Consider the following 23,220-nt stretch of genomic DNA (forward strand, 5'->3'; position numbering starts at 1 on the left):
GATACCGCGATCTGCCAGATCATTGGTTTTGCTTCGAGGAAAAAGTAAGGAGAATTGAATGCAAGTTGGGAACTACATATCTCCTGGCCACATCGACTTCAGGACCGATGCGACCAGGCCAAAGCCGGGTCCCGGTGAATTGCTCATCCACGTGAAGCGGTGTGGAATTTGTGGTTCAGACCTTCACATGTTCAGAGATGGCTCTCTGCGGGAACGGATCGTAAGGCAAACTCCTGAAGGATATGAAGTACCGGGTCACGAACTGGCCGGCGTGGTTGCAGAGGTTGGCCAGGACGTGGAAGGCTGGAGTGTTGGAGATCGGGTGGTGGCCATACCAGGTTACGGTGGCGGAATGGCTGAATTTATGACAGTGCCGGTCAATCCGTATCAGGTTGTAGCAATACCGGATTCAGTCGACTTTGATGCAGCGGCGACAACGGAGCCGATGGCTGACGCACTTCAGATGGTGCGATTGGCTGATGTTCAGCCTAATGAACATATCGTTATCTTTGGCGTTGGTATCATTGGCCTTGGTGTAATACAGGCTCTGAAAGCAAAGGGAATTCAGGCGGGTAGCATCATCGCAATCGACGTCCAGGAAGCCAGGCTCGACAAGGCGCTGGAGCTAGGAGCCACATCCGTTATAGACGGACGTCAAAAAGATCTGCTGGAGCGAGTGGCGGAGGCTACGGGCGAGGGAGTCAAAACCGATTTTGATCCCAGCCACGCCAATATCGGTGTTGTGTTTGACTGTGCCGGTTACAGCTCGCACTTTGGCCGTCCTGTCCCCCTTGAAACAGCGCTGGAGATTATCGCTCCCGGCAGGGGGCGGATAATTTGTTTCGGGTCTTTCTCGGGGGAGGCCACCCTCAATCTTCACAACATCGTTCGGAAGCAAGCCACGGTAAAAGGCTCCTTTGGTTACCAGCCACAAGAGCTCTTGGATGCGCTCGAGATGATGCGTTCCGGCGCGGTTGATAGGAACACCCTCATTTCACACCACTTCCCCCTTGAAAAAATCGACTCAGCATTTTCGGCACAAATGGGCGCCGATGCCATAAAGGTGATCATTGATATACCCGAGACTGGCTAACTTTGATGTTTCCAAGGGAAGTAACAGAGAGTTGTACCTCGAATAGCAGGTATAGCGTTCTCAGTGTGAATTTCGCTACGCCCTAGCGTCCGGCTTAGCGTGTATTTGGGGATTTAGGATATTTTATGTCGAGTTCGCGATTTACCATCACCAGTAGATCTCCCCAGGATCCGAAGTCCGTCGTCTGTGAGGTGGATGCCACCTCACCTGAGACGGTTTCAAAATTCGCTACCACTGCGGCCCATGTCGGTCTGTCGTGGGGCGCAGATTCAGCAGCCCAGTTGCGTGCAGATGCCCTGGTAGCTAGCAGCATCGCATTGGAGAGCGCTAGCGAGTATTTGGCAAATCTCATGGTCGAGGAGGTGGGCAAGCCCATAAATGAAGCGCGTGCCGAATTGGCTCGAGCAGTGTCCTTCGCCAGATATTTTGCGCAACAACCACTTGCTGATGCTGGTACAGTCTATCGGGCCCTGAGTGTGGCGTCAGCAACAAGCTTTTCCGTGCGACGTCCGGCTGGTGTGGCGGGTTTGATCACCCCGTGGAACTTTCCTGTACTAATTCCCATTTGGAAGATATTTCCAGCGCTTGCGTATGGCAACGGTGTTCTGTGGAAGCCCTCAGAGGAAGCCACGTGCATCGCGCTTGCTTTGTCGAAGTTGCTTTCCGACCACCTGCCTGAAGGACTCTTATCTGTACTGCCAGGTGGCGCGGACACCGGCCGAGCGGTGCTTGAACAGGCGGACGTTTTGTCGTTTACAGGCTCGGTTGAGGTGGGTCATCTTATCATTGGTTCTGCGAAGGGACGCCACATTCCGGTCCAGGCGGAGCTCGGTGGCCTAAGCGCGACCATCGTCATGCCTGATGCTGATCCTGCTTCTGCCGCCAGAATGCTTGCCGGCGGTGCGTTTGGATATGCGGGGCAGCGGTGTACTTCGACTCGGCGCATTATTACGGTCGGGCACAGCAAGGCGTTCATCGAGGCCCTTGTTGCTGAAACCAGAGCACTAAATATCGGAGATCCTGCTGATGAATCGGTAGCGATCGGCCCCGTGATCAATCGCATGGCAAAGGACCGAGTTCACGATGCCGTTCGCCGGGCTAAGGCTGAGGGCGGGCGTGTATTAAATCAGACGAATCCGATCCCGGACGGTGAAGGTTGGTTTACTCCTTGTTTTTTGGTCGATGGAGTAGATCCAGGCCATTTTCTTGCGCAGGAAGAGGTGTTCGGTCCCGTCTGCGCAGTGATGTCAGCCAAGGACTTTCCCGAAGCCGTCGATATCGCAAATTCCACTAGATACGGTTTGGCTGCAGCTGTGATTACGAGCGACCAAGGTGTCGTGGCGCAGGCTATAGAAAAGCTGGATGCCGGGATGATTCGGATCAATGCACCAACCAGTGGGGCTGATCCTCACGTACCATTTACCGGTGTCCGCTGTTCGGCTTACGGTCCACCCGAACTTGGCAGCGGTGTGCAGGACTTCTACACAAAGCTGCGGACCATTACCACTCACCCTCCGCTTGCTTGCGCTTAGCGTAGCTGGATATTCGACGCAGCCGTAAGCATAACCATCATTTTCAGGAAAATAGATATGCCATTACAAACAGTCGCCAATAGAATTGCAGATCTGATGCAGGCAGAAGGGATTACTCACCTTTTTTCGTTGCCCGATGTATTGCACGGTCGGATCCAGCATGCACTTGTCCAGCGAGGGATTCCCCTAATCGCAAATCATCACGAGTGCGCAGGTGGACACATGGCAGAAGCATACAGCCTGCTGACTGGTCAGACGACAGCTGTCGGCGCGGCTCGCGGCCCGGGTGTCTACAACTACTATCCTGCGGTAGCCAATGCCTGGTCAGAAGGACGCCCGGTTCTCTTTATTGGTCCAGAGAAGTCGCGCGAAGTGCGAAGCATCGCCGGACGCAAGAGCTTTCAGTACGTTAATGCAGCCGAGGTCCTCCGATCGATAACCAAATACTCCAACGTAGTAGAACACCCCGAGCTTGTAGACGCTGTATTCCACGAGGCGTTCAGACAGATGTACATTGGCGATATGGGGCCTGCCTATATCGGCATTCCGTTCGATCTTTTGCGTAGAAACGAGGAATACGAATTCGGCCCTATCCTCACCCCGGAGCAGTATCGTCCGGCGACTTTTCTGGGTCCGGGAACTAAAGAGCAGCTTGATTTGGCCAAGGCAGCGATCATGTCGGCCCGTAGACCCGTGTTACTGGCAGGTTCGGGAGTCTATCAGAGCGGCATGCAAGACCAGTTCCGTGAATTTGCCGAAGAGCTTGCAGCTCCGGTTCTACTAACGCACGGGGGCCAGGGGCTATTGCCAGACACGCACCCCTTGGTATTTGAGTACAATATCGGTGAAGGTCTCGAATTCTCCAGGAATGCGGATCTTGTAATAGCTATCGGTACATCAATCGGTGACAAAATCGACAATGGCGGAGCGACCCCGATTGCAGCCAGGCCTGCTCTGGAGCACGCATGGGGTAATGCCGGTCAGCAGAGGTGGATTCATATCGAGCGAGACCCGGAAAATCTGGGACGGAACAAAATCGTCGAGTTCCCGATCTTCGGAGATGCACGGCAGACGCTTCAGGAACTCTATGGCGTAAGGCCAAATTCAACGGAATGGAATGCCGAGTATATTTCAGTCCGCAAATCAAAGATGTCGGCGGCCTACGCAAAGCTGTGGGAAGAGGCCCCTGACGTAGTCCCTATGCATCCGGGACGCGTGATGGCAGAAATCCAGAAGTCCATCCCTGCCGATTCGATCCTGAGCTGCGGCGGTGGCTCGTTCGGGCTTTGGGCGATGAGGTATCGACATCACTCGATCGCGGGTCACATGAAGTCCCAGAAAGCTGGCAGCACTTCGGCAGGTATGGCTTATGCACTGGCGGCAGGCTTGAAGTTGCGCGGAACGGGCAAATTCTCCATCAACATCGGCGGCGACGGATCGTTCCAGTTCTATCTGGCCGAGATTGAAACTGCTGTTCGCTACAAACTGCCAACAATTTTTGTAGTCGGCTACGACCAGGGTTGGGGCGATGAAGTCGCGGCCAATCTCGCGCAGTACGGTGATACTCATGAGGTTGATCATGAATATGTGCGTCTGGACAAAGTTGCCGAAGCGATGGGGGCGCATGGGGAGTATGTCGCTACCCTCGCGGATATTGCACCAGCGATGCAACGGGCACTCGCCTCGAACAAGCCTGCCGTGATTCAAGTCGTGATAGACCGGGACCTCAACGCCTTCGGCCTACCGGACAGGTCGGTTTTGTCGGGAGGACGTGATTGGGACCACGTTATCGGTGGTCTGGGTGCTCCCGGTCTAGATCCTTTTTCAGCTCATTGAGCTACGGAGGATATTCCTGACAAGCTGTTAGTGAGTAGTTCAATGAGTACATCAAAGATCCATAGCATACAAGATATGCCCGGCGCCCTCGACGGGGTACGGGTGCTGGACCTGAGCCGCGTACTGGCCGGGCCCTGGTCAACCCAGATTCTCGCCGATCTCGGGGCCGAGGTAATCAAAGTCGAACGTCCCGGTGCCGGTGACGACACCCGAAGCTGGGGCCCGCCCTTCGTCGAACGGGAGGACGGTCATCGCGACGCCGCCTACTACTTTGTCGCCAACCGCAACAAACGCTCGGTTGCGCTGGATATTAGCCAGCCCGAAGGACAGGCAGCGGTACGCCAACTCGCCAGCACCTGCCATATTCTGGTGGAGAATTTCAAGGTGGGTGGCCTTGCCGCCTACGGCCTCGACTACGACAGTCTGAAAAGCGTCAATCCAGCGCTTGTCTATTGTTCGGTCACCGGCTTTGGCCAGAGCGGCCCCTACGCGCCACGAGCCGGCTATGACTTTCTCATTCAGGGTATGAGCGGCCTGATGAGTATCACCGGCCAACCCGACGGCAGTCCCGGCGCGGAGGCGATCAAGGTCGGCGTCGCCACCGTCGACCTCTCGGCTGGCCTCTACGCAACGATCGGTATACTGGCCGCCCTGCGTCATGCCGAGCGTACCGGCGAGGGGCAGCATGTCGATATTTCCCTGCTCGACTGCCAGGTCAGCCTGCTCGCTAACCAGTCCCAGAACTATCTGGTAACCGGGCAACCGCCCCAACGCCTTGGTAATGCCCACCCCAACGTCGTGCCCTACCAGGTGTTTGCGGTGGCCGATGGGCACCTGATTCTGGCAGTTGGGAACGATGGCCAGTTCCGCCGTTTTTGCCAGGTCGCCGACATCGCAGCGCTGGCCGACGACCCCCGCTATACCAGCAATGCTGCCCGGGTTGAGAACCGCGACACTCTGATTGCTGCACTCAAGCCCGTGATGGCAAAACGTCCAGCCGCCCAGTGGACAGCGCAGCTGGAAGCGGCCGGCGTACCCTGCGGCCCCATCAATACCCTGGATCAGGTGTTTGATGATGCCCACATTCAGGCGCGCAAGATGCGGGTGGAGATGCCGCTCGGGGACGGTGACAGCCATATCCCCCTCGTCGCCAACCCGCTGCGCCTGTCCCGTACCCCACCGAGTTATCGCCAGGCCCCGCCGCGTCTCGGTGAGCACACCCTGGCAGTGCTGGCTGAAATCGAGCGCCATCCAGACCACACTCTGAGCAAGGACAACGAGTAATACGATGATCCCCTGGCCCCAACGACAAACCCTGCCGGCAAGCGCCGAAGCCCTGCGCGACGAAGTGCGGGACTTCCTGGCTGCTCATCCGCCGGCGCCAGCAGCCGATATCCGCGCTCGTTCCTGGATGGGCTTTGACGCCGATTTCTCTCGCGCCCTGGGACAACGGGGCTGGGTCGGTCTCAGCCTGCCGCGCGAGTACGGGGGGGCAGGCGGCAGTGCCTTCGAACGCTTCGTCGTTCTCGAGGAATTGCTCGCAGCAGGTGCCCCGGTTTCCGCCCACTGGATTGCAGACCGTCAGAGCGCTCCGCTGCTGCTGCGCTACGGCAGCGAATCCCTGCGGCAGGAACTCCTGCCCCGGATTTGTGCCGGTGAAGTGTACTTCTGCATCGGCATGAGCGAGCCGGGCGCCGGTTCAGACCTGGCCAGTGTCAGCACCCGGGCCACCCGTAATGATCAGGGCTGGCTACTCAACGGAAGCAAGCTGTGGACCACCAACGCTGACCGCTGTCACTACATGATCGCCCTGGTGCGCACTTCCGGACAGCACGGCGACCGACAGCAGGGCCTGTCGCAGATGCTCGTAGACCTCTCGTTGCCCGGTATCACCGTGCGCCCCATTCGTGACCTGGCCGGTGATGCGCATTTCAACGAGGTGTTTTTCGACAATGTGCAACTGACCGAAGAGGCACTCATTGGCGCCGAGGGCGATGGCTGGCAACAAGTTACCGCCGAACTCGCGTTTGAGCGCAGCGGGCCGGAACGTATCATGTCGTCGATTGCACTCTTGGAGTGCTGGTGCGCCTGGTTGCGACGGTCTGGCGGCGGTAGTGCCGACCGCCGCGCACTGGGGGAACTCGCCAGTCGACTGGCGGTACTGCGCTCCATGTCGCTGGCGATTACCGCCCAACTGGAGCAAGGCGAAAGCCCGGTCATACCCGCGGCCCTGGTAAAAGATCTGGGAACGGGTTTCGAACAGGACATTCCAGACACCCTGGCCGATGTCATTGGCCGTCATGATGACGCCTTCGCCGACGAGGAACTAATGCGTACGCTGGCCTATACCGCAATGGTCTGCCCCATCTACTCACTGCGCGGCGGCACTCGGGAAATTCTGCGCGGGCTCATTGCCCGGGGGATGGGTTTGCGATGAGTGATTCGCTCTTTCTTGACAGTATCAAACCGCTCTTTGCCGATATCAGCGAGCGTTTTAGCGGAGAGTCCCAATTTGATGCCGCCGGTGCCTGGAGCGAACTGGTCGCTACCGGGTTCCTTCGACTGATGTTACCTGAACAGGATGAAGGTGCGGGCCTTGACGTCACCGAGGGATTGCCGGTGTTGATGGCCGCAGGCTATTGCGCCCTGCCCCTGCCCTACGCGGAAACCGCTCTGCTCTATGCCGCACAGCCCACCCTCGCGGCTGATGATCAGGCGTTGGCCGTCGGCCTATCGACCACGGCTGGTCGCGCAAAAGCCCTGCGGCAGGATCTGCCGTACCTACAGGCCCTCCTGCTGGATACCGCGGGCGGCGCGGAGCGAGCGGCAGTCAGCGACAGCGATTCAGGCAACTGGACACTACAGGGCATACCGTCCCCCTGTGAAACCACGATCAATCTCCAGCTACTGGGGACCGCCGCGGAATGCCTGCAACTGGCTGGCGCCCTGCAACGTGTCCTGGAGTTGACAGTAGACTATGCCAATACCCGCCAACAGTTCGGTCGCCCCATTGGCAAATACCAAGCCCTGCAGCAACAGATCAGTGTGATGACCGGACATTGCCACAGTGCCGTGATGGCGGCCCAGCTGGCAGCGAGCGGGATGCAACGCAGCGACACCGGGCTCAGTCTTGATCACCACCGCGTTGCCGCCGCCTGCGGTATGATCAAGGCGGCCTGTCAGCCAGTGGTAAGCACCGCCCACGCCGTTCACGGTGCCATTGGCGTCACCGAAGAGTATGAACTGCACCACTACACCCGACGCCTGCTAGCCGGTCGTGTCGCCGGCGGTTCCGAGTCCCGCTGGTTCGAACAGGTTGGCCAGGCCTGTCTGGACAGCGATGCCAGCGTATTTGATTTCACACTGGCATCACTAAGCTAAATCACCGATATCCCCCAGGAAAGCCCATGACCTTGATACTCAAGCAATTACATGACCACGTCGCAGTACTCACCCTGAACGATCCCGAGCGGCACAATCCAATTTCCGACGGCCCCATGGTCGACGCGTTATGTGAGGCCCTGGAAGCGGTGGACAACGACGACGACATACGTGTTATCGTACTGACCGCCGCCGGCAAGTCATTTTCCAGCGGCGGCAATCTAAAAACCATGCAAGTCGGCGCGACGGGGGGCCTAATCGCCAAACAGCCGGCGCAAACCCCGTCCAAATACCGCCGCGGTATCCAGCGTATTCCGCTGCTATTCCAGCGCTTACAAAAGCCGGTTATCGCAGCCGTCAACGGCGCAGCTATTGGCGCGGGCTGTGACCTGGCCTGTATGTGTGATCTGCGCATCGCCTCCGAAAAGGCTCGCTTTGCAGAGAGTTTCGTCAAGTTGGGGCTCATCCCCGGCGATGGTGGCGCCTGGCTGCTCCAACGCATTATCGGCTACTCCAAAGCGGCGGAACTGTCTCTGAGCGGGGATATGATCGATGCCAACACTGCTCGGGATATTGGCCTGGTTTCGAGCGTAGTCCCTCACGAGGAATTGATGTCCAGCGCCCTTGCCCTGGCGGCACGGATCGCCGCCAACTCGCCGATTGCCGTGCAGCAAACCAAGCGCCTGCTCCAGCAGGCCAGGGACAATAATCTGGCGGACCACCTTGAAAATGCCGGCGCTGTACAGGCGCTGATGCACACAACTGTCGAGCACACCAACGCCGTAGAAAAGTTCCTGAACAAAAACAAATAGCGGGTGAGGTTTGGGGGGCGTCAGTCCAGCCGCGAACTGACGCAGCGCTGGGTCAGGCGGGTTTAATCTGCGCCACTTCGCGCTCCAGGTTAGTGATCATCTACTGGAAGGCGAGCTCAAGTACCTCATCGATTGTGAGCGTCATGTTGTGCTTGCGCAGCATCAACAGGAATCCTTGCTCATCAGGCTCCAGCTGATCGATGTGCGAGAGCGAGATGCCACTGCGAAATACACTGCCCTGCAGTTCGTTGAACACCACCGCAGCCGCATAGCTGCAGAATAGCCAGGTATGCAAGGCAAGGTCGTGACCACGGAAACCAAGGCCGTAAAGCGTGCGGGACACCGTCAGGATGATGCGCAACCATCCCGTAAACTGTTGCCATTGACCCTCATTACTTTCAGTACAATGGGATACCTTAGAGTGTAATCCAGTGTGCAACATCGGCTGCAAGGTCTGTATTACTTGCCAAATGGGAAGTCGGCTCAGTATGAGATGTGGAATTCGCAAGGTGGAATGATCGAAAGAGTGCTTCAGCCAATGTGTGAATTGACATCATCTTCGCAAGGGACCTAGAATACGCATATGCGAACACAGCAGTGCCATTTAGCGCTCTATTTTTGTTTGGAAGCCCACATTTATGCCACTTGCAAAGAACACCACAACCCAGCGCGACGCACCTCTCTCTGTACTTCGGGTGATTCGAATACTGGAGCATCTAGCGTCCAACCCAGACGGATATACGCTTACAGATCTCAGTGAGAAGCTTGAAACACCAAAAAGCAGCTTGGTTAATCTGCTCCGCGGATTGGCCGCTGCACGATATGTAGAGAATTCTGATCATGTCTACACTCTTGGCTCGGAGAGCTTTCGATTGGGAACGGCAATTGCAGGGCAACGCAGCTTCCTTCCTATCGCAAGACCTATTATGCAACGCTTGACCGAGCAAACAGGTGAAACTGCGCTTCTGGCTACACTTACGCCTGACAATCAATCCGTTGTATACATCCACAAGTCCGAAACTAAAGATCTCATCCGCTTTTCTGTTAATGTTGGTGAACCACGTCCACTGCATAGCACTGGATCAGGAAGGGTTCTTATGGCGTATCAGACAGAACCAATGATCAAGTCGATGCTACGCAATCTAGTTATGACCCCATTAACAAGAAATACCATCACTAGCAAAGCTGCTCTTCGAAAGAATCTAAAGGAAGTCAAACGGCAAGGGTATTCTGTAACACTGGGAGAGACCAGTGCATCCGTCGGCGCGGTCGCCGCCCCGGTTTTTGGTGACTCGAGTGTGTTGATCGCTTCACTCACAATCGTCTGCCCGGTAGAACGCGCAGCGAACTATCGCGATGAACTGGTTCCACTTGTCGTACAAGCAGCTCGAGAGATTTCCGGTGCGATGGGTTATCGAGAGGAGGAGTAGGCACACTTTCGCGCTCTGATCTTGTGTTCGCCGTCTGCCCTGCCTGCGCCAGCAAGACGGGTTTACCAGACGCTTACACCCAGTCCTCGATATAGCGCTGCGCCATGTCATGGGCGTTAAACTCGGCCCCCAGCACCGCGATAAAGGTGAACACGCCGGTGAGCTTGCGGGCGATCAGGGCAAACTCGCCGCTGGGCGTGGTGAAATGACGGGTCGCCGCGGAACCGGCAGCCTGGCGACCGACCCGCCGCAGCAGGGCCGAATGCGCCCAGCGGTACTCGCCGTAGCGATTCAGGTACTCGGGGGGTAATTCTTCCGGGGCCGCCAGAGGCTCGAGCAACTGGCAGCAAAAAGCGGCAAAACTATCCCGCGCCTGGGCGCTGCTATCCGGCCTCAGGCAACCGAGCCCCACCAGGCTTTCCACCACGCCCGCTTCATCGCCGGCCATTCCGGCGGAGATGGTGTTGCCCAGGTGCAGGAGAAAGTCCTCGTCCGGCGCCAGCACCGAACCAAAATCCAGCATTACCAGCTCGTCACCGGTCGCCGAGGGGGCAATCAGGTAATTGCCGAAGTTGGGATCCGTCTGCAACAGCCCCCAGCGGTAGAGCTCCATGAAAAACAGTTCCAGCATCGCCTCGCCAAGGGCGTTGCGGCGCTGCTGGCCCAGACGGGCGACTTCCGAGCGGCTGACGCGATAGCCACTGACGTACTCCAGGCCGAGCACCGAGCCGCCGGAATATTCCGGGTATAGTCGCGGTACGCGGTAGGTCACGGTGCGTTCGCCGCGGGCATTGGCGGCCCGGGCGAGACGGCCCATCTCCTCGATCATCTGCCCTTCCCGGGCGTAGTCGATTTCGTGGTGCAACTGCTCGCGCATGCTGCCCAGCCAGTCGTCCAGTTCGGAGCCCGACTGCACCCAGCGCGCCAGCAGCAGCATCCGGACCACTGCGTCGAAGTCGTCATCGATCACCTCCGCCAGCCCCGGGTACTGCACTTTCAGCACAATCTTCTCGCCGGTAGCGCGGACCGTGGCCCGGTGGACCTGGGCGATGGAGGCTGCCGCCAGCGCGGTGTGTTCGATGTCCAGCTCGGCATAGCGCTCCCCCAGCTCGGCCTGCAGTACCGGCGCAATCGAGGCCCAGGGCAGCGGTTCGGTATTCGCCTCCAGGGTGTGCAGCGCTTCGGTCAGCACCGGGGGCAGGAAATGCTCGCCCAGCAGGGCCATCATCTGGCCGATCTTGACGTAACTGCCCTTGAGTCGCCCGAGTTCGGCGACAAAGCGTTTGGCCTCGCGCCGGGCAAAGGCGGAGTCTCCCTCGCCATCTTTGTCCCCGCCCCGCAGGCGCTGCAGGGCGCCATCCAGGGCCAGCGCGCCGCCCATTCGCAGACCGGCAAGGGAGACGGTGAGGCCACGACCGAAGCCACCGCGTTTCAGGGCGCGGCTGCGATCCGGGTTATCAGGCTTGTCACGATCCTCCACAACGACCCTTCAGTCCTCCGCATCCAGCAGCAGGGTGGCCAGTCGCTTACGGTGGTGCATGGCATCACCGAACTGCTGGTTGCTCCACTGGGCGCGACGAATGTAAAGCTGAGCATCGCACTCGTAGGTGAAACCCATGCCGCCGTGGAACTGCACCGCCCGGTCGCCGGCCTGTAACAGGGTATCGGAGGCCTGGGCCTTGGCCATACGACAGGCGATTTCCGCGTCACGACTGAGGGGGCCATCCTCCAGCAGGCTGGCGGCGTGGTAGATGAAAGAGCGGGCGGAATCGATTGCCATCAGGATATCCACGCAGGGGTGCTTCAAGGCCTGGTAGGAACCGATCAGCTTGCCGAACTGCTTGCGGGTCTTGAGGTATTCCACGGTGGTGTCGAGGCAGGCGGCGGCACTGCCGGTGGCTTCGGCGGCCGTCAACAGGGCACCGAGCAGGTAGTAGTCGCACAACGCCACGGTCACCTGGTCGCCGGCGATGATGACATCCGGGGTCAACTGGACCCCGCTGAAGTCCACCGTCGCGGCGCGTTTGGTTTCATCGATCAGGGTGTGGGGGCGAATGGCCCCCACAGGCAACTGCTCGGCCTGGACCAGCGCGAGTGCGGGCATGTCCCGGTGACGGGTGACCACCACAAACCAGCCGGCTGCCTCGGCGTCCTGCACATACTGCTTCGCCCCCTGCAATACGCCGCTGTCATTGAAGCGGCAGTCGCAGGCATCCGACCCCCAGTCTGGCCCTTCCTGCAGGGCCACCGTCGCCGGCACCCCCGCGGCCACATCGGCCAGAAAGACGTCCACGCGGGCTTCCGCGGTCGCTCTCGCCACCAGTTGCCCGGCCAGCGTCGTACTGAGCAACGGCGTACCCAGCAGGGCCCGGCCCATGGACTCGGCAATAGCCACTGCGTGAGCAATGCCCAGACCACTGCCGCCCACGTGTTCCGGAAGCGCCAGGCCGGGCCAGCCCAGGCCGACAATTTCCTGCCACAGGGCTTCGTCGTAGCCCTGTGGCGTATCCAGCTGGGCGCGCACGGCCTCGATGGGCGAGCGCTCACGACAGAAGTTGCGCGCCACTTCCATGATCATCGCCTGGTCTTCGTCGAAAGCCAGGGCGGTGTTGTGTGCAACAGACATAGTGTCCCCTTACTTCGGCAGGCCAAGCACATGCTCGGCAATGATATTGGCCTGCACCTGGCTGGTGCCGCCGCCAATGGTGGTGGAGAAGTTATTGAAGTAGGCCCGCTGCCAGAATCCGCCCTGGCGAGCCTGGTCGTCGCCGACGTACAGGCTGCCCGCCGCGCCCTGCAGGCCCACCGCAAACTGGCGCATACGGCGACCGTATTCGGAGAAACGCAGCTTGTGCGACAGCTGCACCGAGAAGGGGTAGTCCGTGCCCAGGGCCTGGATGGCACCGCGCTTTTCGCACAGGGCGTTGGCTTTTTCTTCCATGATCAACTGCACCAACTGGTCGCGCACCACCGGATCGCTGAGCAGGGGCTCACCGTCGCGGGTCATGTCCCGCAATTCCTCGATCATGTCGTTGATCACCACCCGCACAAACTGCAGGCCACCGGCGGCACCCGCCTCGGCGCCGCGCTCGTACTGCAGGGTCTGCATGGCAATCTTCCAGCCCTGCCCCTCTTCGCCCATCAGGCAGTCGGCGGGAATCCGGGCATCGGTAAAAAAGGTTTCGGTAAAGCCGTATTCACCGGTGATCTTGCGAATGGGACGGGCCTCAATACCCGGCACATCCATCGGCGCAAGAAAGAACGACAGGCCGTCGTACTTACGCTCCGTATTCGGGTTGGTACGCGCCAGCAGAATCATGTACCTGGCGAAGTTACCGAGGGTGGTCCAGATCTTGGTGCCGTTGACCACGTACTCATCGCCGTCGCGCACCGCCCGGGTCTGGGCATTGCCCAGGTCGGAGCCATGATCCGGCTCGGAAAAGCCCTGGCACCAGATATCCTCGCCGGTGAGAATGCCCTTGAGGTAGCGGGCCTTCTCTTCCCCGGTACCGATGTGATTGATCAGCGGGCCGGCCCAGCCGAGGCCGATCACGTTGAAACATATCGGCACTGCATGGCGGCGCATCTCCTGGTCGACGATACTCTGGAACACCGGCTCGACACCGCCACCTCCGTACTCTTTCGGCCAGGCCATGCCGAGGTAGCCGGCGGCCCACACCTTGTGCTGCCACTCCCGGAGGAAATCGAGCTGCTGCTCGGTGCCCACTTCCATGAAGGACTGGGGCAGTAGAAAGCCGGGATCAGCCGGCTTGTTGTCGGCCAGCCAGGCCGACGCCTGTTGGCGGAACTCGCCGAGCTCCTGTTCTGTTGCGCTCATCGCGCCTCTCCTTTGTCAGTTGATTTCGGGCAGGACCAGGGGGCCGGCGCGCTCGTCGGCGCGGATAAAGGCCTCGCGCTGGCGCAAGCGGTCAAGGTAATCCCGGGTTTGCGGTTGGTATTCGCTGTCCAGCTGCAACAGGCTACCGAGGTGGAGGGCATAGCCCACGGCAATATCGGCAATGGTAAAGCGCTCATCGACCAGGTAGCTGTGCCGGGCAAGATGGGCGTCAAGGCGCCGCAGCCGCGCCAGGTACCAGCGGGCGTAGTCCTCGGCCACGGGCTTTTTCGCCGGGTCGGGCTCGAGAAAGGTATAGCGCATGACGATGGTCTGGGGAAAGGTCAGGGTCGCATCGGCATGGTGAAGCCAGTTGAGGTAGGCGCCGTACTCACTGTGTCCGGCTTCCACACTGATTCGCCGGCGGCTATCGTAGCGATCCGCCAGGTACTGGCAGATACCGACCGACTCCGTCATTTCCACCGTGCCATCAGAGAAAAATGGCACCGTTCCCAGGCTATTGGTGTCCAGGTACTCCCGCTGGAACAGCCGGGGCGGAAAAGGCAGTACCTCCAGTTCGTATTCCAGCTCCAGTTCTTCCAGCGCCCACAGCGGGCGCAGGGAACGCGCGCCGGCGCAATGCCAAAGTTTCATCCCGCATCTCCTCCCTACAGGCCGTACTGGCGCGCGGCGAGATCGCGCATGATTTCTTCCGACCCACCGCCGATGGCGTTGACCCGCACTTCGCGATAGATCCGCTCGACCCGATTGCCGCGCATATAGCCGATACCACCGAGGATCTGCATGGCCTCCCGGGCACAGAATTCCAGGGTCTCGCTGGCCTGTACCTTGAGCATGGCGATGTCACCGGGGTTGGGCTGGCCGGCGGCGATACTCTCGTAACACAGGCGCAGGTAAGCCTGGGTGGCGTTGATCTTCTGCTTCATCTGGGCAATCTTGTGGCGAATCACCTGGTGGTCAGCCAGTCGCTTGCCAAAGGTCCGGCGTTCGCCTGCCCAGGCCACCGCCTCTTCCAGGCAGACCCGGGCCTGGGCCTCCATGCTCGCCGCCATCCCCATGCGCTCGCCGTTGAAATTGGTCATGATCACACGGAAGCCCTGGTTTTCCTCGCCTATGAGCTGATCCACTGGCACCCTTACGTTATCGAAGTACAGGGTGGCGGTATCCGAAGCCCACCAGCCCTGCTTGCGCGTGAGCGGTGTGCGTGAAAACCCTTCCGCATCGGTCGGGATCAACAGCATGGAGACACCGCCCGCGCCCTCGCCACCGGTGCGCACCGCAGTGGAAACCCAGTTGGCCCGCATCCCGCCGGTAATGTAGGTCTTGCTGCCGTTGACAACGAAGTGGTCGCCGTCCCGTACCGCCGTGGTGGCAATATTGGCCACATCCGAACCGGCACCGGGCTCGGTAATCCCCAGGGAGATATGCTTCTGTCCCGCCAGCACCGGGCTCGCCACTGCCTGTTTCATGGCCTCACTGCCCCAGTTGATCACGGGCGGCAGGCCGATGCCGTGGATCATCAGGCTGGCGTTGATACCGCCCACGCCAAAGCGGGCCATCTCCTCCGCGGCGATCCAGCCGAACCACAGGTCAGTACCCTCCGTGATACCCCCATAGGCCTCAGGATAGCCCAGGCCCAGTAGGCCAACCGCCGCCGCCTTGGGCCACAGTTCGATGGGTATGTGCCCCGCCTCGTCCCACTCCTCGGCATAAGGAATGATTTCGGTATCGATGAAGCGCCGCAGTTGCTCCCGCCAGGCGTCGTGCTCCGGCGTCAGGTGGGGGTTGGGCAGGCGGGCGGAATCAAAGTCCAGCGACATGGTTTCTCCTTATGTTTATGTTGGGTGGACCTGTGCGTTAGTGGCCACGGGCGCCCTACCTGGAATGGGTCATGACTTTGCCAGCTGTTCCAGGCGTTCGGCGGCCGCCTCCAGCCGTTCACAGGCCCGGGTCATCGCGTCCGCGGGGGGGCTGGAAGCCGGGTCAGCGCACATGCTCTGCCACAGGGGCTCGACAATGCTGTGCACGCGCCCTGGCATCTCGGCGAAGGCGTCGTGCAGGAACAGGCTGCGGTTACAGTACTCCAGACCGCCAAAGAACAGGTCCCGCAGGGCCGGCAGGTTGGCGTCGGCCCGCACCTCGCCCCGCTCCATTCCCTCTCGCACCGCAAAATCGAACACCCAGGCGTAGCTGAGGTTCAACTCGTGCAACACCGAACCCGCGATCTCGGTATAGCCACGGATATCCACATTCATGTAGGACTGGATCAGGCGCATGAACAGGGCGTTATCCCGGGACATCACCTGGATGTGGTTTTCCGCCAGTAACTGCAGGCGCTCGCGGGTGGCAAAGTGGCTGCGCAGGATGCCATTGGCCTTCTCTGTCAGTTCCTCGTAGATCCGCGCCAGGATCGCACTGATCAGTTCGTTCTTGGAGCTGAAGTAGTTGAACAGTGTGCCCTCGGACACCCCCGCCGCCGCTGCGATCTTGCGCGTGGAAACGGCGTGAAAGCCCTCCTCCCCGAACAGCTCGGTGGCAGCTCGCAGGATATTCTCAGCCCGCTCCTCGTTGCGCCCGCGCAATCGCTCGACTATTGATTCAGTCACCGTTGCACGCCCCGTGTCTGTCATGCCTGACCTGCCTGGAGAAAATCATTCATCAAATCCCGATTGAGCGTTGCCGCTAAATAATATAGCATCACTCAAAATTTAAAAAGCAACACTTTAACGGAGTGTAGCGACCCATGAAGCAAATCACCATTGGCGGCGCCTCGGGGTACTGGGGCGACGCCTCCCTGGCCACCCGCCAACTACTGGACAGCGGCGAGCCCGATTTCCTGGTCTACGACTACCTGGCTGAGATCACCATGTCGATCCTGGCCCGCGCCCGGGCCGCGGATGACAGCAAGGGCTTCGCCACCGACTTTGTCAGCGCGGCCATGGCGCCAAACCTTGGGCAGATCGCCGAGCAGGGGGTCAAGGTGATCGCCAACGCCGGCGGCGTAAACCCGGCTGCCTGTGCCGCGGCACTGCGGGCGCTGATCCGGCAGCAGGGCCTGCACCTGCGGGTCGCGGTGGTGGCAGGGGATGACCTGCACGCCCGGGCCGGCGAATTCAGTACGACCCGGGAAATGTTCTCGGGCGATGACTTCCCGCCGCGGGAACAGATCGCCAGTCTCAACGCCTACCTGGGCGCCTTCCCGATCGCCGCCGCGCTGGACCGGGGCGCCGATATCGTCGTCACCGGACGCTGTGTCGACAGCGCGGTGACACTGGGCGCCTGTATCCACAGCTTCGGCTGGTCGCGGGGGGATCTCGACCAGCTGGCTGCGGGCAGCCTGGCCGGGCACATCCTCGAGTGCGGCACCCAGGCGACCGGCGGCAACTTTACCGACTGGGAGCAGGTCGAACGCATGGAAGAGGCGGGCTACCCCCTCGCTACTATCTGTGCGGATGGCAGCTTCGAAGTGCACAAGCCCGCCGCCAGCGGCGGCCTGGTCAGCGTGGGCACCGTGGCCGAACAGATGCTCTACGAGATCGGCGACCCCGGCGCCTACCCGTTGCCCGATGTCACCTGTGACTTTACCGGTGTCGTGCTGGAGGCGGCCGGCGAGGACCGCGTGCGGGTGACGGGCGCCCGCGGGCGCGCGGCCCCCACCAGCTACAAAGCCAGCGCCACCTGGGCCGATGGCTTTCGGGCCGGTCAGATCTGGACCTATTACGGTCGCAGCGCCGGCAAACGCGCGCGGCAGTTTGCCGACAGTGTCTTTCGCCGGGCTGGTGCGGCCCTTGCCGAAGCCGGCCTGCCCCCCTTCCTGGAGACCTGCTGTGAAGTGATCGGCGAAGAGTCCCACTTTGGCGCCGCAAAGGCCGTCGAGGATGTGCGCGAGGTCGACGTCAAACTCGCCGTGCGCCACGCCAGCCCGAAGGGAATCGGCATCTTCCTCAAGGAAATGACCGGCCTGGGCCTGACCGCACCGCCGGGGTTGACCGGCTTCGCCGGCGCCCGCGCCAAACCCTCCCCCGTGGTGCGTTTGTTTTCGCTCCTGGTACCCAAAGACCGGGTGAGCATCACCGTGGATGTCGAGGGCGAGGCCTTCGACTGCAGCGACTCTCTGCCCGGGAACGACACGTCAACTGCCCCCCGCCACGCTCCTGCACCCTCAGCTACACCCTCAGCTACACCCTCAGCTGCACCCTCAGCAGTCGCTGGCGACATGGTAGAGACACCACTGGAGAGCCTCGCGTGGGCCCGCAGCGGCGACAAGGGCAACAAGGCCAATGTCGGTGTCATCGCCCGCCATCCGGGCTTCGTACCCTGGATCGCCCAGGCGCTGACCGAGGAAAAGGTTGCCAGCTGCTTTGCCCACTTTCTGGCGCCGGGCCAGTCGCGCCCGGTAGAGCGCTTCTACCTGCCGGGAAGCCACGCCTTCAATTTCCTGCTGCACGAGGTGCTGGGCGGAGGCGGTGTTGCCAGCCTCCGTAGTGACCCCCAGGGCAAGGGCTATTCGCAACTGCTGCTGGCACAGAGCATCCCGTTACCGGCGGCGCTGGCGCGCAGCCACGGAATCCACTGATTTACCAACGTCTTCCACGGGTGCTTACCCGTGAAGCCATTGCCGGGAACCAAGCCATGACCACAAATGCCCCCCCGTTCCAGAGCCGGATCAATGCCGGGAGCGACAGCTTCGAACGCAACCGCACTGACATGCAGGCCCTGGTCGATCAGCTCGATGCCCTGTGTGCACGCTCCGCGACCCTGTCCGACAAGGCCCGGCCCCGCTTTGAAAAACGCGGCCAGCTACTGCCGCGAGAGCGTCTCGAGCGCCTGCTCGACCCGGGCGCCCCCTTCCTCGAGCTGTGCAACCTCACCGGCTACCTGGTGGATAGCGACGATCCCGAGGCATCCATCCCCGGCAGCAGTGCCATCTGCGGCATCGGCTTTGTCAGCGGTATACGCTGCATGGTGGTGGTGGATGACTCGGGCATCAACGCCGGCGCCATGACCGCCTTCTCCAGCAAGAAGGTCATGCGCTGCATGGACATCGCACTCGAGAAAAAGCTGCCCTTCCTGCACCTGGTGGAGAGCGCCGGGGCAGACCTGCTGCAATACCAGGTCGAAATGTGGATGGATGGCGGCGGCGTTTTCGCCCGCCTGGCCCGGCTGAGCGCAGCGGGTATTCCGGTGGTGACCGTGCTGCACGGATTGTCGGTCGCCGGCGGCGCCTACATGCCCGGACTCAGCGATTACGTGATCGGCGTGCGCGACAACGGTATGGCCGCCCTGGCCGGCCCCGCCCTGCTGAAAGCCGCGACCGGCGAAATCGCCGATAACGGCCCTCTCGGGGGCGCCGCCATGCATGCCTCCACCTCCGGGCTGGTGGAGTACCTGGCGGAGAACGACGGCCATGCACTGGCTATCTGTCGCGACGTGGTCGCCAGCCTCGGCTGGAACCGGCACTGCAGCGCGGCACCCACGCCCGGTTTCGAGGAACCGGCCTACAGCCCGGAGGAACTGCTGGGCGTGGTGCCGGTGGACTATCGCCAGCCCTACGACGCCCGGGAAGTGGTGGCGCGGCTGGTGGACGGCTCCCGCTTCCTGGACTTCAAGCCCGGCTACGGTGTTTCCCTGGTGTGCCTGCAAGCCAGCATTTTCGGGGAGCCCGTCGGCATTCTGTGCAACAACGGCCCCATCGATCCCGACGGCGCCACCAAGGCCGCGCAGTTTATCCAGCTCTGTGACCAGGCCGGTACGCCACTGCTGTTTCTGCAGAACATCACCGGCTACATGGTCGGCACGGCCTACGAGCAGGCGGGGATGATCAAGCACGGCTCGAAAATGATCCAGGCGGTCACCAATGCCCGGGTTCCCCGCATCACGCTGATGATCGGCGCCAGCTTCGGCGCCGGCAACTACGGCATGTGCGGCCAGGGCTACGACCCCGACTTCGTGCTCAGCTGGCCCAATACCCAGATCGGCGTGATGGGTGGCGAACAGGCCGCCGGCACCATGTCGGAAGTCTTGCGCGCCGGCGCCGCCCGCAAGGGCATCGAAGTGGATGAAGCCCAACTCAAGGCACGCGAGCAGGCGGTCATAGAACACTACGACCGCCAGTCCAGCGCCTTTTACACCTCCGGTCGCATGCTCGACGACGGACTGATAGACCCCCGCGACTCGCGCAAGGTGCTCGGCATCCTGCTGCAAACCTGCCGGGAGGCCCGCCATCGCACCACCCACCCCAACACCTTCGGTGTGGGGCGCATGTAAAAGGAGACCAGACCATGCTGCCCAACGTTAGCCAACTGGAACTGGAGCACGCCCACGGCGACACCCTGACTATCTGGTTTAACCGCCCCGAGACCCGCAACGCCCTGTCACAGGACATGGCGGACGAACTGGCCGCCGTGCTCGAAGCACTGCCCCGGCAGCAGTACATCCGCTTTGTCGTGCTCCGCGGCCGCGGCGGCACCTTCTGCGCAGGGGGTGACCTGAAGCAGTTCAAGCAGGTTTTCCAGGCCGGAGACCAGGCGGAACGGGGAGACATCGTCAGTTTCAACGCGAAATTCGGTCGCCTGCTGGCTGCCGTCGAAGCGCTGCCACAGCTGTTCGTCGTGGCCATCGAAGGCGCCGCCATGGCGGGGGGCCTCGGCCTGTCATGCGTCGCCGATGTGGTACTGACCACGGCCGACGCCAAATTCGCCCTGACCGAGGTCACCCTCGGCATTCCCCCGGCACAGATCGCGCCGGTGGTGGTTCGCCGCATCGGTGCCTCCGAAGCCCGCCGGCTGCTGCTCACCGCCCAGCGTTTCGACGGTGTGGAAGCGGGCCGGCTTGGTTTTGCCCACTACGTCGAGAACAGCGCCGCTGCCCTGGACGAGCGCTTGCACGCGCTGCTGCTGCAGGCGCGCCGCGGCGCACCGGGCGCCATCGCGCTCACCAAGCAGATCATCGCTACCAGCGACAGGCTGTCACCCCGGGAGCAGGTGCAGTTTGCCGCCGAGCGCTTTGCCGATGCCCTGCTCGGTGAGGAAGCCCGGGAGGGCCTCGCCGCTTTCAGTGAAAAACGGTCGCCCCGGTGGGCCGCCATGCCCACCTCGACAGGAGAGCAGTGAGATGAATCGTTTCAGTAGCGTACTGGTGGCCAACCGCGGGGAGATCGCCGTCCGCGTCATCCGCACCGCCCGCGAATTGGGCTATCGCACCATCGCCGTGTATTCCGAGGCGGACGCCCTGGCCCCCCATGTGCAACTGGCGGACGAGGCGGTCCTGATCGGGCCGGCGCCCGTGAAGGACTCTTACCTGGATCCGCAACGTATTCTGGCGGCGGCACAGCAAACCCACGCCGAGGCGGTCCATCCGGGTTACGGCTTCCTGTCGGAGAACGCCGACTTCGCCAGGGCCTGTGCGGAAGCCGGCCTGGTGTTCATCGGCCCATCCGCTGAGGCCATCGACGCCATGGGCAACAAGGGCGCCGCCAAGCGCCTGATGCTCGAGGCGGGCGTCCCCTGCATCCCCGGTTACCAGTCGCCGGAGCAGGGCGACGCCACCTTGCAGGCAGCCGCAGCCGATATCGGTGTTCCACTGATGGTAAAGGCGGCCGCGGGTGGCGGTGGCCGGGGTATGCGCCTGGTAGAGAACCTCGACGACCTGGCCACAGCCCTGGCGTCTGCCCGCTCGGAAGCGGAGAACGCCTTCGGCTCCGGGGAACTCATCCTGGAGAAGGCCGTGCAGCAACCCCGCCACGTGGAGGTACAGGTATTCGGCGACGAGCATGGCAACGTCATTCACCTCGGCGAACGCGACTGCTCGGTGCAGCGGCGCCACCAGAAAGTCGTGGAGGAAGCGCCCTGCCCCGTATTGAGTAGCGATCAGCGCGCCGCCATGGGACGGGCCGCCGTGGAGGCCGCCCGCAGCATCGACTATATCGGTGCCGGCACGGTGGAATTCCTGCTCGGCGGTGACGGCAGCTTCTACTTCCTGGAAATGAACACCCGGCTGCAGGTGGAACACCCGGTCACCGAGCTGATTACCGGCCTCGACCTGGTGGCCCTGCAGCTGCGGATCGCCCAGGGTGAAGCACTGCCGCTGTCCCAGGATGACGTCAGCCTGAGCGGGCACGCCATCGAGGTACGGCTCTACGCCGAGGACAGCGAAAATGACTTCCTGCCCGCAGCCGGCACCGCCCAGCGCTGGCACCCGCCCTCAGGGGCTGGTGTACGCGTAGATCACGGCCTGGTGCCGGGCCAGGTCGTGTCCCCCTTCTACGACCCGCTGGTCGCCAAACTGATCGCCAGCGGTCCGGACCGGGAAACCGCTCGTCGCCGGCTCGCCCGGGCCCTGCGCAGCACCGCACTGCTGGGGCTGCCCAACAACCGTGAATTCCTGCTGGACGTTATCGAGCACCCGGTATTCGCGGCCGGGGAAGCGACGACAGCCTTTATCGCCGAGCAGTTCCCCCAGGGCTACCGACCACCCCGACCCACGGCCACCCATCTGTTGCTGGGCGCCTGTCTGCAATACCGGGAGCAGGCCCGGCAGGCAGGCACAGCGCGCCACAGGACCGGCATCGGTGGCTGGAGCGGCAACCGCCGCCTCAGTACCCCCTTCGCCTATGCAGACGCTGACAAGGATGGGGGAACCTCCGTTGCGGTCGAAGAGCGCTGCGCCGACCACTACTGCCTGACACTCGCGGATACAGAGCACCGCTTGCAATGGCTGGCGGAGACCGAGCCAGGTTGCGCCAGGGTTGACCTCGACGGCCACCAGTTCGATCTCGTTTACAGCTTCCCCGGCCCCGGGGAAGTGGCCGTGCAGTGGCGGGGTCGTGCCGCGCTACTGTGCAACACCCTGTCCGCCGCACTGGCGCTGGCAGGCGACAGCGGCAGCGGCACGGTGACCGCGCCCATGCACGGTTCGGTGTTGGCCCTGAATGTCTCCGAGGGAGAACAGGTAGAGGTGGGCGCTGAACTGGCCGTCATCGAGGCCATGAAAATGGAACACCGGCTTTGCGCCGAGATCGCCGGAACAGTGTCCCGGGTCATGGTCGGCGCGGGTGAGCAGGTGGCAGCGGGCGCGGTCCTGCTGGAAATCACCTAGCGATCACTCCCCTTAGTAGCGCACAGAGCCAAACATTGTGAATTCGGCCACAGTTCTCCCGCTTTTTCCGGCAGCTTTTCGCCATCGACCTAGCTTTCCCTGAGCCGCCAGACACCTCGTCCGGTCCGGGGGCACCCAACACAAGGCAATGGACGGAAAAAAGTGTCGCTGTCGCCTTTTCACC

19 protein-coding genes are annotated in these 23,220 nt (G+C 61.6%); 12 read left to right on the forward strand and 7 right to left on the reverse strand.

The window, feature by feature from the left end:
* Positions 1-58: 58 nt before the first annotated feature.
* From FV139_RS19020 to FV139_RS19050, 7 genes are all read left to right on the forward strand, one after another.
* Positions 59-1,093, forward strand: a complete 1,035-nt coding sequence (locus FV139_RS19020; protein ID WP_148070078.1) for a zinc-dependent alcohol dehydrogenase — start codon at positions 59-61, stop codon at positions 1,091-1,093.
* Between the two features lie 125 nt (positions 1,094-1,218).
* A complete protein-coding gene (locus tag FV139_RS19025) occupies positions 1,219-2,625 on the forward strand; it encodes an aldehyde dehydrogenase family protein (protein ID WP_148070079.1) in 1,407 nt (468 codons plus the stop codon).
* Between the two features lie 57 nt (positions 2,626-2,682).
* Positions 2,683-4,461 (forward strand): thiamine pyrophosphate-binding protein, encoded by a 1,779-nt coding sequence (locus tag FV139_RS19030; protein WP_148070080.1) that lies wholly within the window; start codon positions 2,683-2,685, stop codon positions 4,459-4,461.
* A 42-nt stretch (positions 4,462-4,503) separates the two neighbouring features.
* The gene (locus tag FV139_RS19035; protein ID WP_235898727.1) at positions 4,504-5,745 is read left to right on the forward strand and encodes a CaiB/BaiF CoA transferase family protein; all 1,242 of its coding nucleotides are present in this window, start codon (positions 4,504-4,506) and stop codon (positions 5,743-5,745) included.
* A gap of 4 nt (positions 5,746-5,749) precedes the next feature.
* Complete coding sequence (locus tag FV139_RS19040) at positions 5,750-6,898, forward strand: acyl-CoA dehydrogenase family protein (protein WP_148070081.1); 1,149 nt, start codon at positions 5,750-5,752, stop codon at positions 6,896-6,898.
* Positions 6,895-7,842, forward strand: coding sequence for an acyl-CoA dehydrogenase family protein (locus tag FV139_RS19045; RefSeq protein ID WP_148070082.1), 948 nt, complete (start codon positions 6,895-6,897; stop codon positions 7,840-7,842). The genes FV139_RS19040 and FV139_RS19045 overlap by 4 nt, the downstream gene beginning before the upstream one ends.
* 26 nt (positions 7,843-7,868) lie before the next feature.
* Positions 7,869-8,654 carry an enoyl-CoA hydratase-related protein gene (locus tag FV139_RS19050; RefSeq protein WP_148070083.1) on the forward strand — a complete coding sequence of 262 codons (786 nt, stop codon included), beginning with the start codon at positions 7,869-7,871 and terminating at the stop codon, positions 8,652-8,654.
* Between the two features lie 100 nt (positions 8,655-8,754).
* Here the strand turns inward: FV139_RS19050 and FV139_RS19055 are convergent, their stop codons facing one another.
* Positions 8,755-9,015, reverse strand: coding sequence for a hypothetical protein (locus FV139_RS19055; RefSeq protein ID WP_148070084.1), 261 nt, complete (start codon positions 9,013-9,015; stop codon positions 8,755-8,757).
* A 277-nt stretch (positions 9,016-9,292) separates the two neighbouring features.
* Here FV139_RS19055 and FV139_RS19060 point away from each other — a divergent pair, with 277 nt between their 5' ends.
* A complete protein-coding gene (locus FV139_RS19060; RefSeq protein ID WP_148070085.1) occupies positions 9,293-10,084 on the forward strand; it encodes an IclR family transcriptional regulator in 792 nt (263 codons plus the stop codon).
* 73 nt (positions 10,085-10,157) lie between these two features.
* On the opposite strand, the gene FV139_RS19065 is transcribed toward FV139_RS19060, so the two are convergent.
* From FV139_RS19065 to FV139_RS19090, 6 genes are all read right to left on the reverse strand, one after another.
* A complete protein-coding gene (locus FV139_RS19065; RefSeq protein ID WP_235898728.1) occupies positions 10,158-11,564 on the reverse strand; it encodes an ABC1 kinase family protein in 1,407 nt (468 codons plus the stop codon).
* Positions 11,565-11,573: 9 nt separating this feature from the next.
* The gene (locus FV139_RS19070) at positions 11,574-12,710 is read right to left on the reverse strand and encodes an acyl-CoA dehydrogenase family protein (RefSeq protein WP_148070086.1); all 1,137 of its coding nucleotides are present in this window, start codon (positions 12,708-12,710) and stop codon (positions 11,574-11,576) included.
* Positions 12,711-12,719: 9 nt separating this feature from the next.
* Positions 12,720-13,922, reverse strand: coding sequence for an acyl-CoA dehydrogenase family protein (locus FV139_RS19075; protein ID WP_148070087.1), 1,203 nt, complete (start codon positions 13,920-13,922; stop codon positions 12,720-12,722).
* Between the two features lie 15 nt (positions 13,923-13,937).
* The gene (locus FV139_RS19080) at positions 13,938-14,573 is read right to left on the reverse strand and encodes a glutathione S-transferase family protein (protein ID WP_148070088.1); all 636 of its coding nucleotides are present in this window, start codon (positions 14,571-14,573) and stop codon (positions 13,938-13,940) included.
* A gap of 14 nt (positions 14,574-14,587) precedes the next feature.
* Positions 14,588-15,760, reverse strand: a complete 1,173-nt coding sequence (locus FV139_RS19085; protein WP_148070089.1) for an acyl-CoA dehydrogenase family protein — start codon at positions 15,758-15,760, stop codon at positions 14,588-14,590.
* 69 nt (positions 15,761-15,829) lie between these two features.
* Positions 15,830-16,546 (reverse strand): TetR/AcrR family transcriptional regulator, encoded by a 717-nt coding sequence (locus tag FV139_RS19090; RefSeq protein ID WP_187276646.1) that lies wholly within the window; start codon positions 16,544-16,546, stop codon positions 15,830-15,832.
* 137 nt (positions 16,547-16,683) lie between these two features.
* On the opposite strand from FV139_RS19090, the gene FV139_RS19095 reads away from it, so the two are divergent.
* From FV139_RS19095 to FV139_RS19110, 4 genes are read left to right on the forward strand one after another with little or no spacing between them, the layout of a single operon-like run.
* Positions 16,684-18,516 carry an acyclic terpene utilization AtuA family protein gene (locus FV139_RS19095; RefSeq protein WP_148070091.1) on the forward strand — a complete coding sequence of 611 codons (1,833 nt, stop codon included), beginning with the start codon at positions 16,684-16,686 and terminating at the stop codon, positions 18,514-18,516.
* A gap of 56 nt (positions 18,517-18,572) precedes the next feature.
* The gene (locus tag FV139_RS19100; RefSeq protein WP_148070092.1) at positions 18,573-20,207 is read left to right on the forward strand and encodes an acyl-CoA carboxylase subunit beta; all 1,635 of its coding nucleotides are present in this window, start codon (positions 18,573-18,575) and stop codon (positions 20,205-20,207) included.
* Positions 20,208-20,221: 14 nt separating this feature from the next.
* Positions 20,222-21,052, forward strand: coding sequence for an enoyl-CoA hydratase/isomerase family protein (locus FV139_RS19105; protein WP_148070093.1), 831 nt, complete (start codon positions 20,222-20,224; stop codon positions 21,050-21,052).
* A gap of 1 nt (position 21,053) precedes the next feature.
* Positions 21,054-23,036 (forward strand): acetyl/propionyl/methylcrotonyl-CoA carboxylase subunit alpha, encoded by a 1,983-nt coding sequence (locus FV139_RS19110; RefSeq protein WP_148070094.1) that lies wholly within the window; start codon positions 21,054-21,056, stop codon positions 23,034-23,036.
* Positions 23,037-23,220 lie beyond the last annotated feature (184 nt).

The organism is Parahaliea maris (assembly GCF_008064665.1).
Lineage (GTDB): Bacteria > Pseudomonadota > Gammaproteobacteria > Pseudomonadales > Halieaceae > Parahaliea > Parahaliea maris.

What these genes read in the sequence shown, in the direction of transcription:
- FV139_RS19040 (WP_148070081.1), top strand. Translation starts at nt 5,750, where the DNA reads ATGATCCCCTGGCCCCAACGACAAACCCTGCCGGCAAGCGCCGAAGCC.
- FV139_RS19050 (WP_148070083.1), top strand. Translation starts at nt 7,869, where the DNA reads ATGACCTTGATACTCAAGCAATTACATGACCACGTCGCAGTACTCACC.
- FV139_RS19045 (WP_148070082.1), top strand. Translation starts at nt 6,895, where the DNA reads ATGAGTGATTCGCTCTTTCTTGACAGTATCAAACCGCTCTTTGCCGAT.
- FV139_RS19110 (WP_148070094.1), top strand. Translation starts at nt 21,054, where the DNA reads ATGAATCGTTTCAGTAGCGTACTGGTGGCCAACCGCGGGGAGATCGCC.
- FV139_RS19080 (WP_148070088.1), bottom strand. Translation starts at nt 14,573, where the DNA reads ATGAAACTTTGGCATTGCGCCGGCGCGCGTTCCCTGCGCCCGCTGTGG.
- FV139_RS19085 (WP_148070089.1), bottom strand. Translation starts at nt 15,760, where the DNA reads ATGTCGCTGGACTTTGATTCCGCCCGCCTGCCCAACCCCCACCTGACG.
- FV139_RS19100 (WP_148070092.1), top strand. Translation starts at nt 18,573, where the DNA reads ATGACCACAAATGCCCCCCCGTTCCAGAGCCGGATCAATGCCGGGAGC.
- FV139_RS19060 (WP_148070085.1), top strand. Translation starts at nt 9,293, where the DNA reads ATGCCACTTGCAAAGAACACCACAACCCAGCGCGACGCACCTCTCTCT.
- FV139_RS19020 (WP_148070078.1), top strand. Translation starts at nt 59, where the DNA reads ATGCAAGTTGGGAACTACATATCTCCTGGCCACATCGACTTCAGGACC.
- FV139_RS19030 (WP_148070080.1), top strand. Translation starts at nt 2,683, where the DNA reads ATGCCATTACAAACAGTCGCCAATAGAATTGCAGATCTGATGCAGGCA.
- FV139_RS19095 (WP_148070091.1), top strand. Translation starts at nt 16,684, where the DNA reads ATGAAGCAAATCACCATTGGCGGCGCCTCGGGGTACTGGGGCGACGCC.
- FV139_RS19070 (WP_148070086.1), bottom strand. Translation starts at nt 12,710, where the DNA reads ATGTCTGTTGCACACAACACCGCCCTGGCTTTCGACGAAGACCAGGCG.
- FV139_RS19105 (WP_148070093.1), top strand. Translation starts at nt 20,222, where the DNA reads ATGCTGCCCAACGTTAGCCAACTGGAACTGGAGCACGCCCACGGCGAC.
- FV139_RS19075 (WP_148070087.1), bottom strand. Translation starts at nt 13,922, where the DNA reads ATGAGCGCAACAGAACAGGAGCTCGGCGAGTTCCGCCAACAGGCGTCG.
- FV139_RS19035 (WP_235898727.1), top strand. Translation starts at nt 4,504, where the DNA reads ATGAGTACATCAAAGATCCATAGCATACAAGATATGCCCGGCGCCCTC.
- FV139_RS19025 (WP_148070079.1), top strand. Translation starts at nt 1,219, where the DNA reads ATGTCGAGTTCGCGATTTACCATCACCAGTAGATCTCCCCAGGATCCG.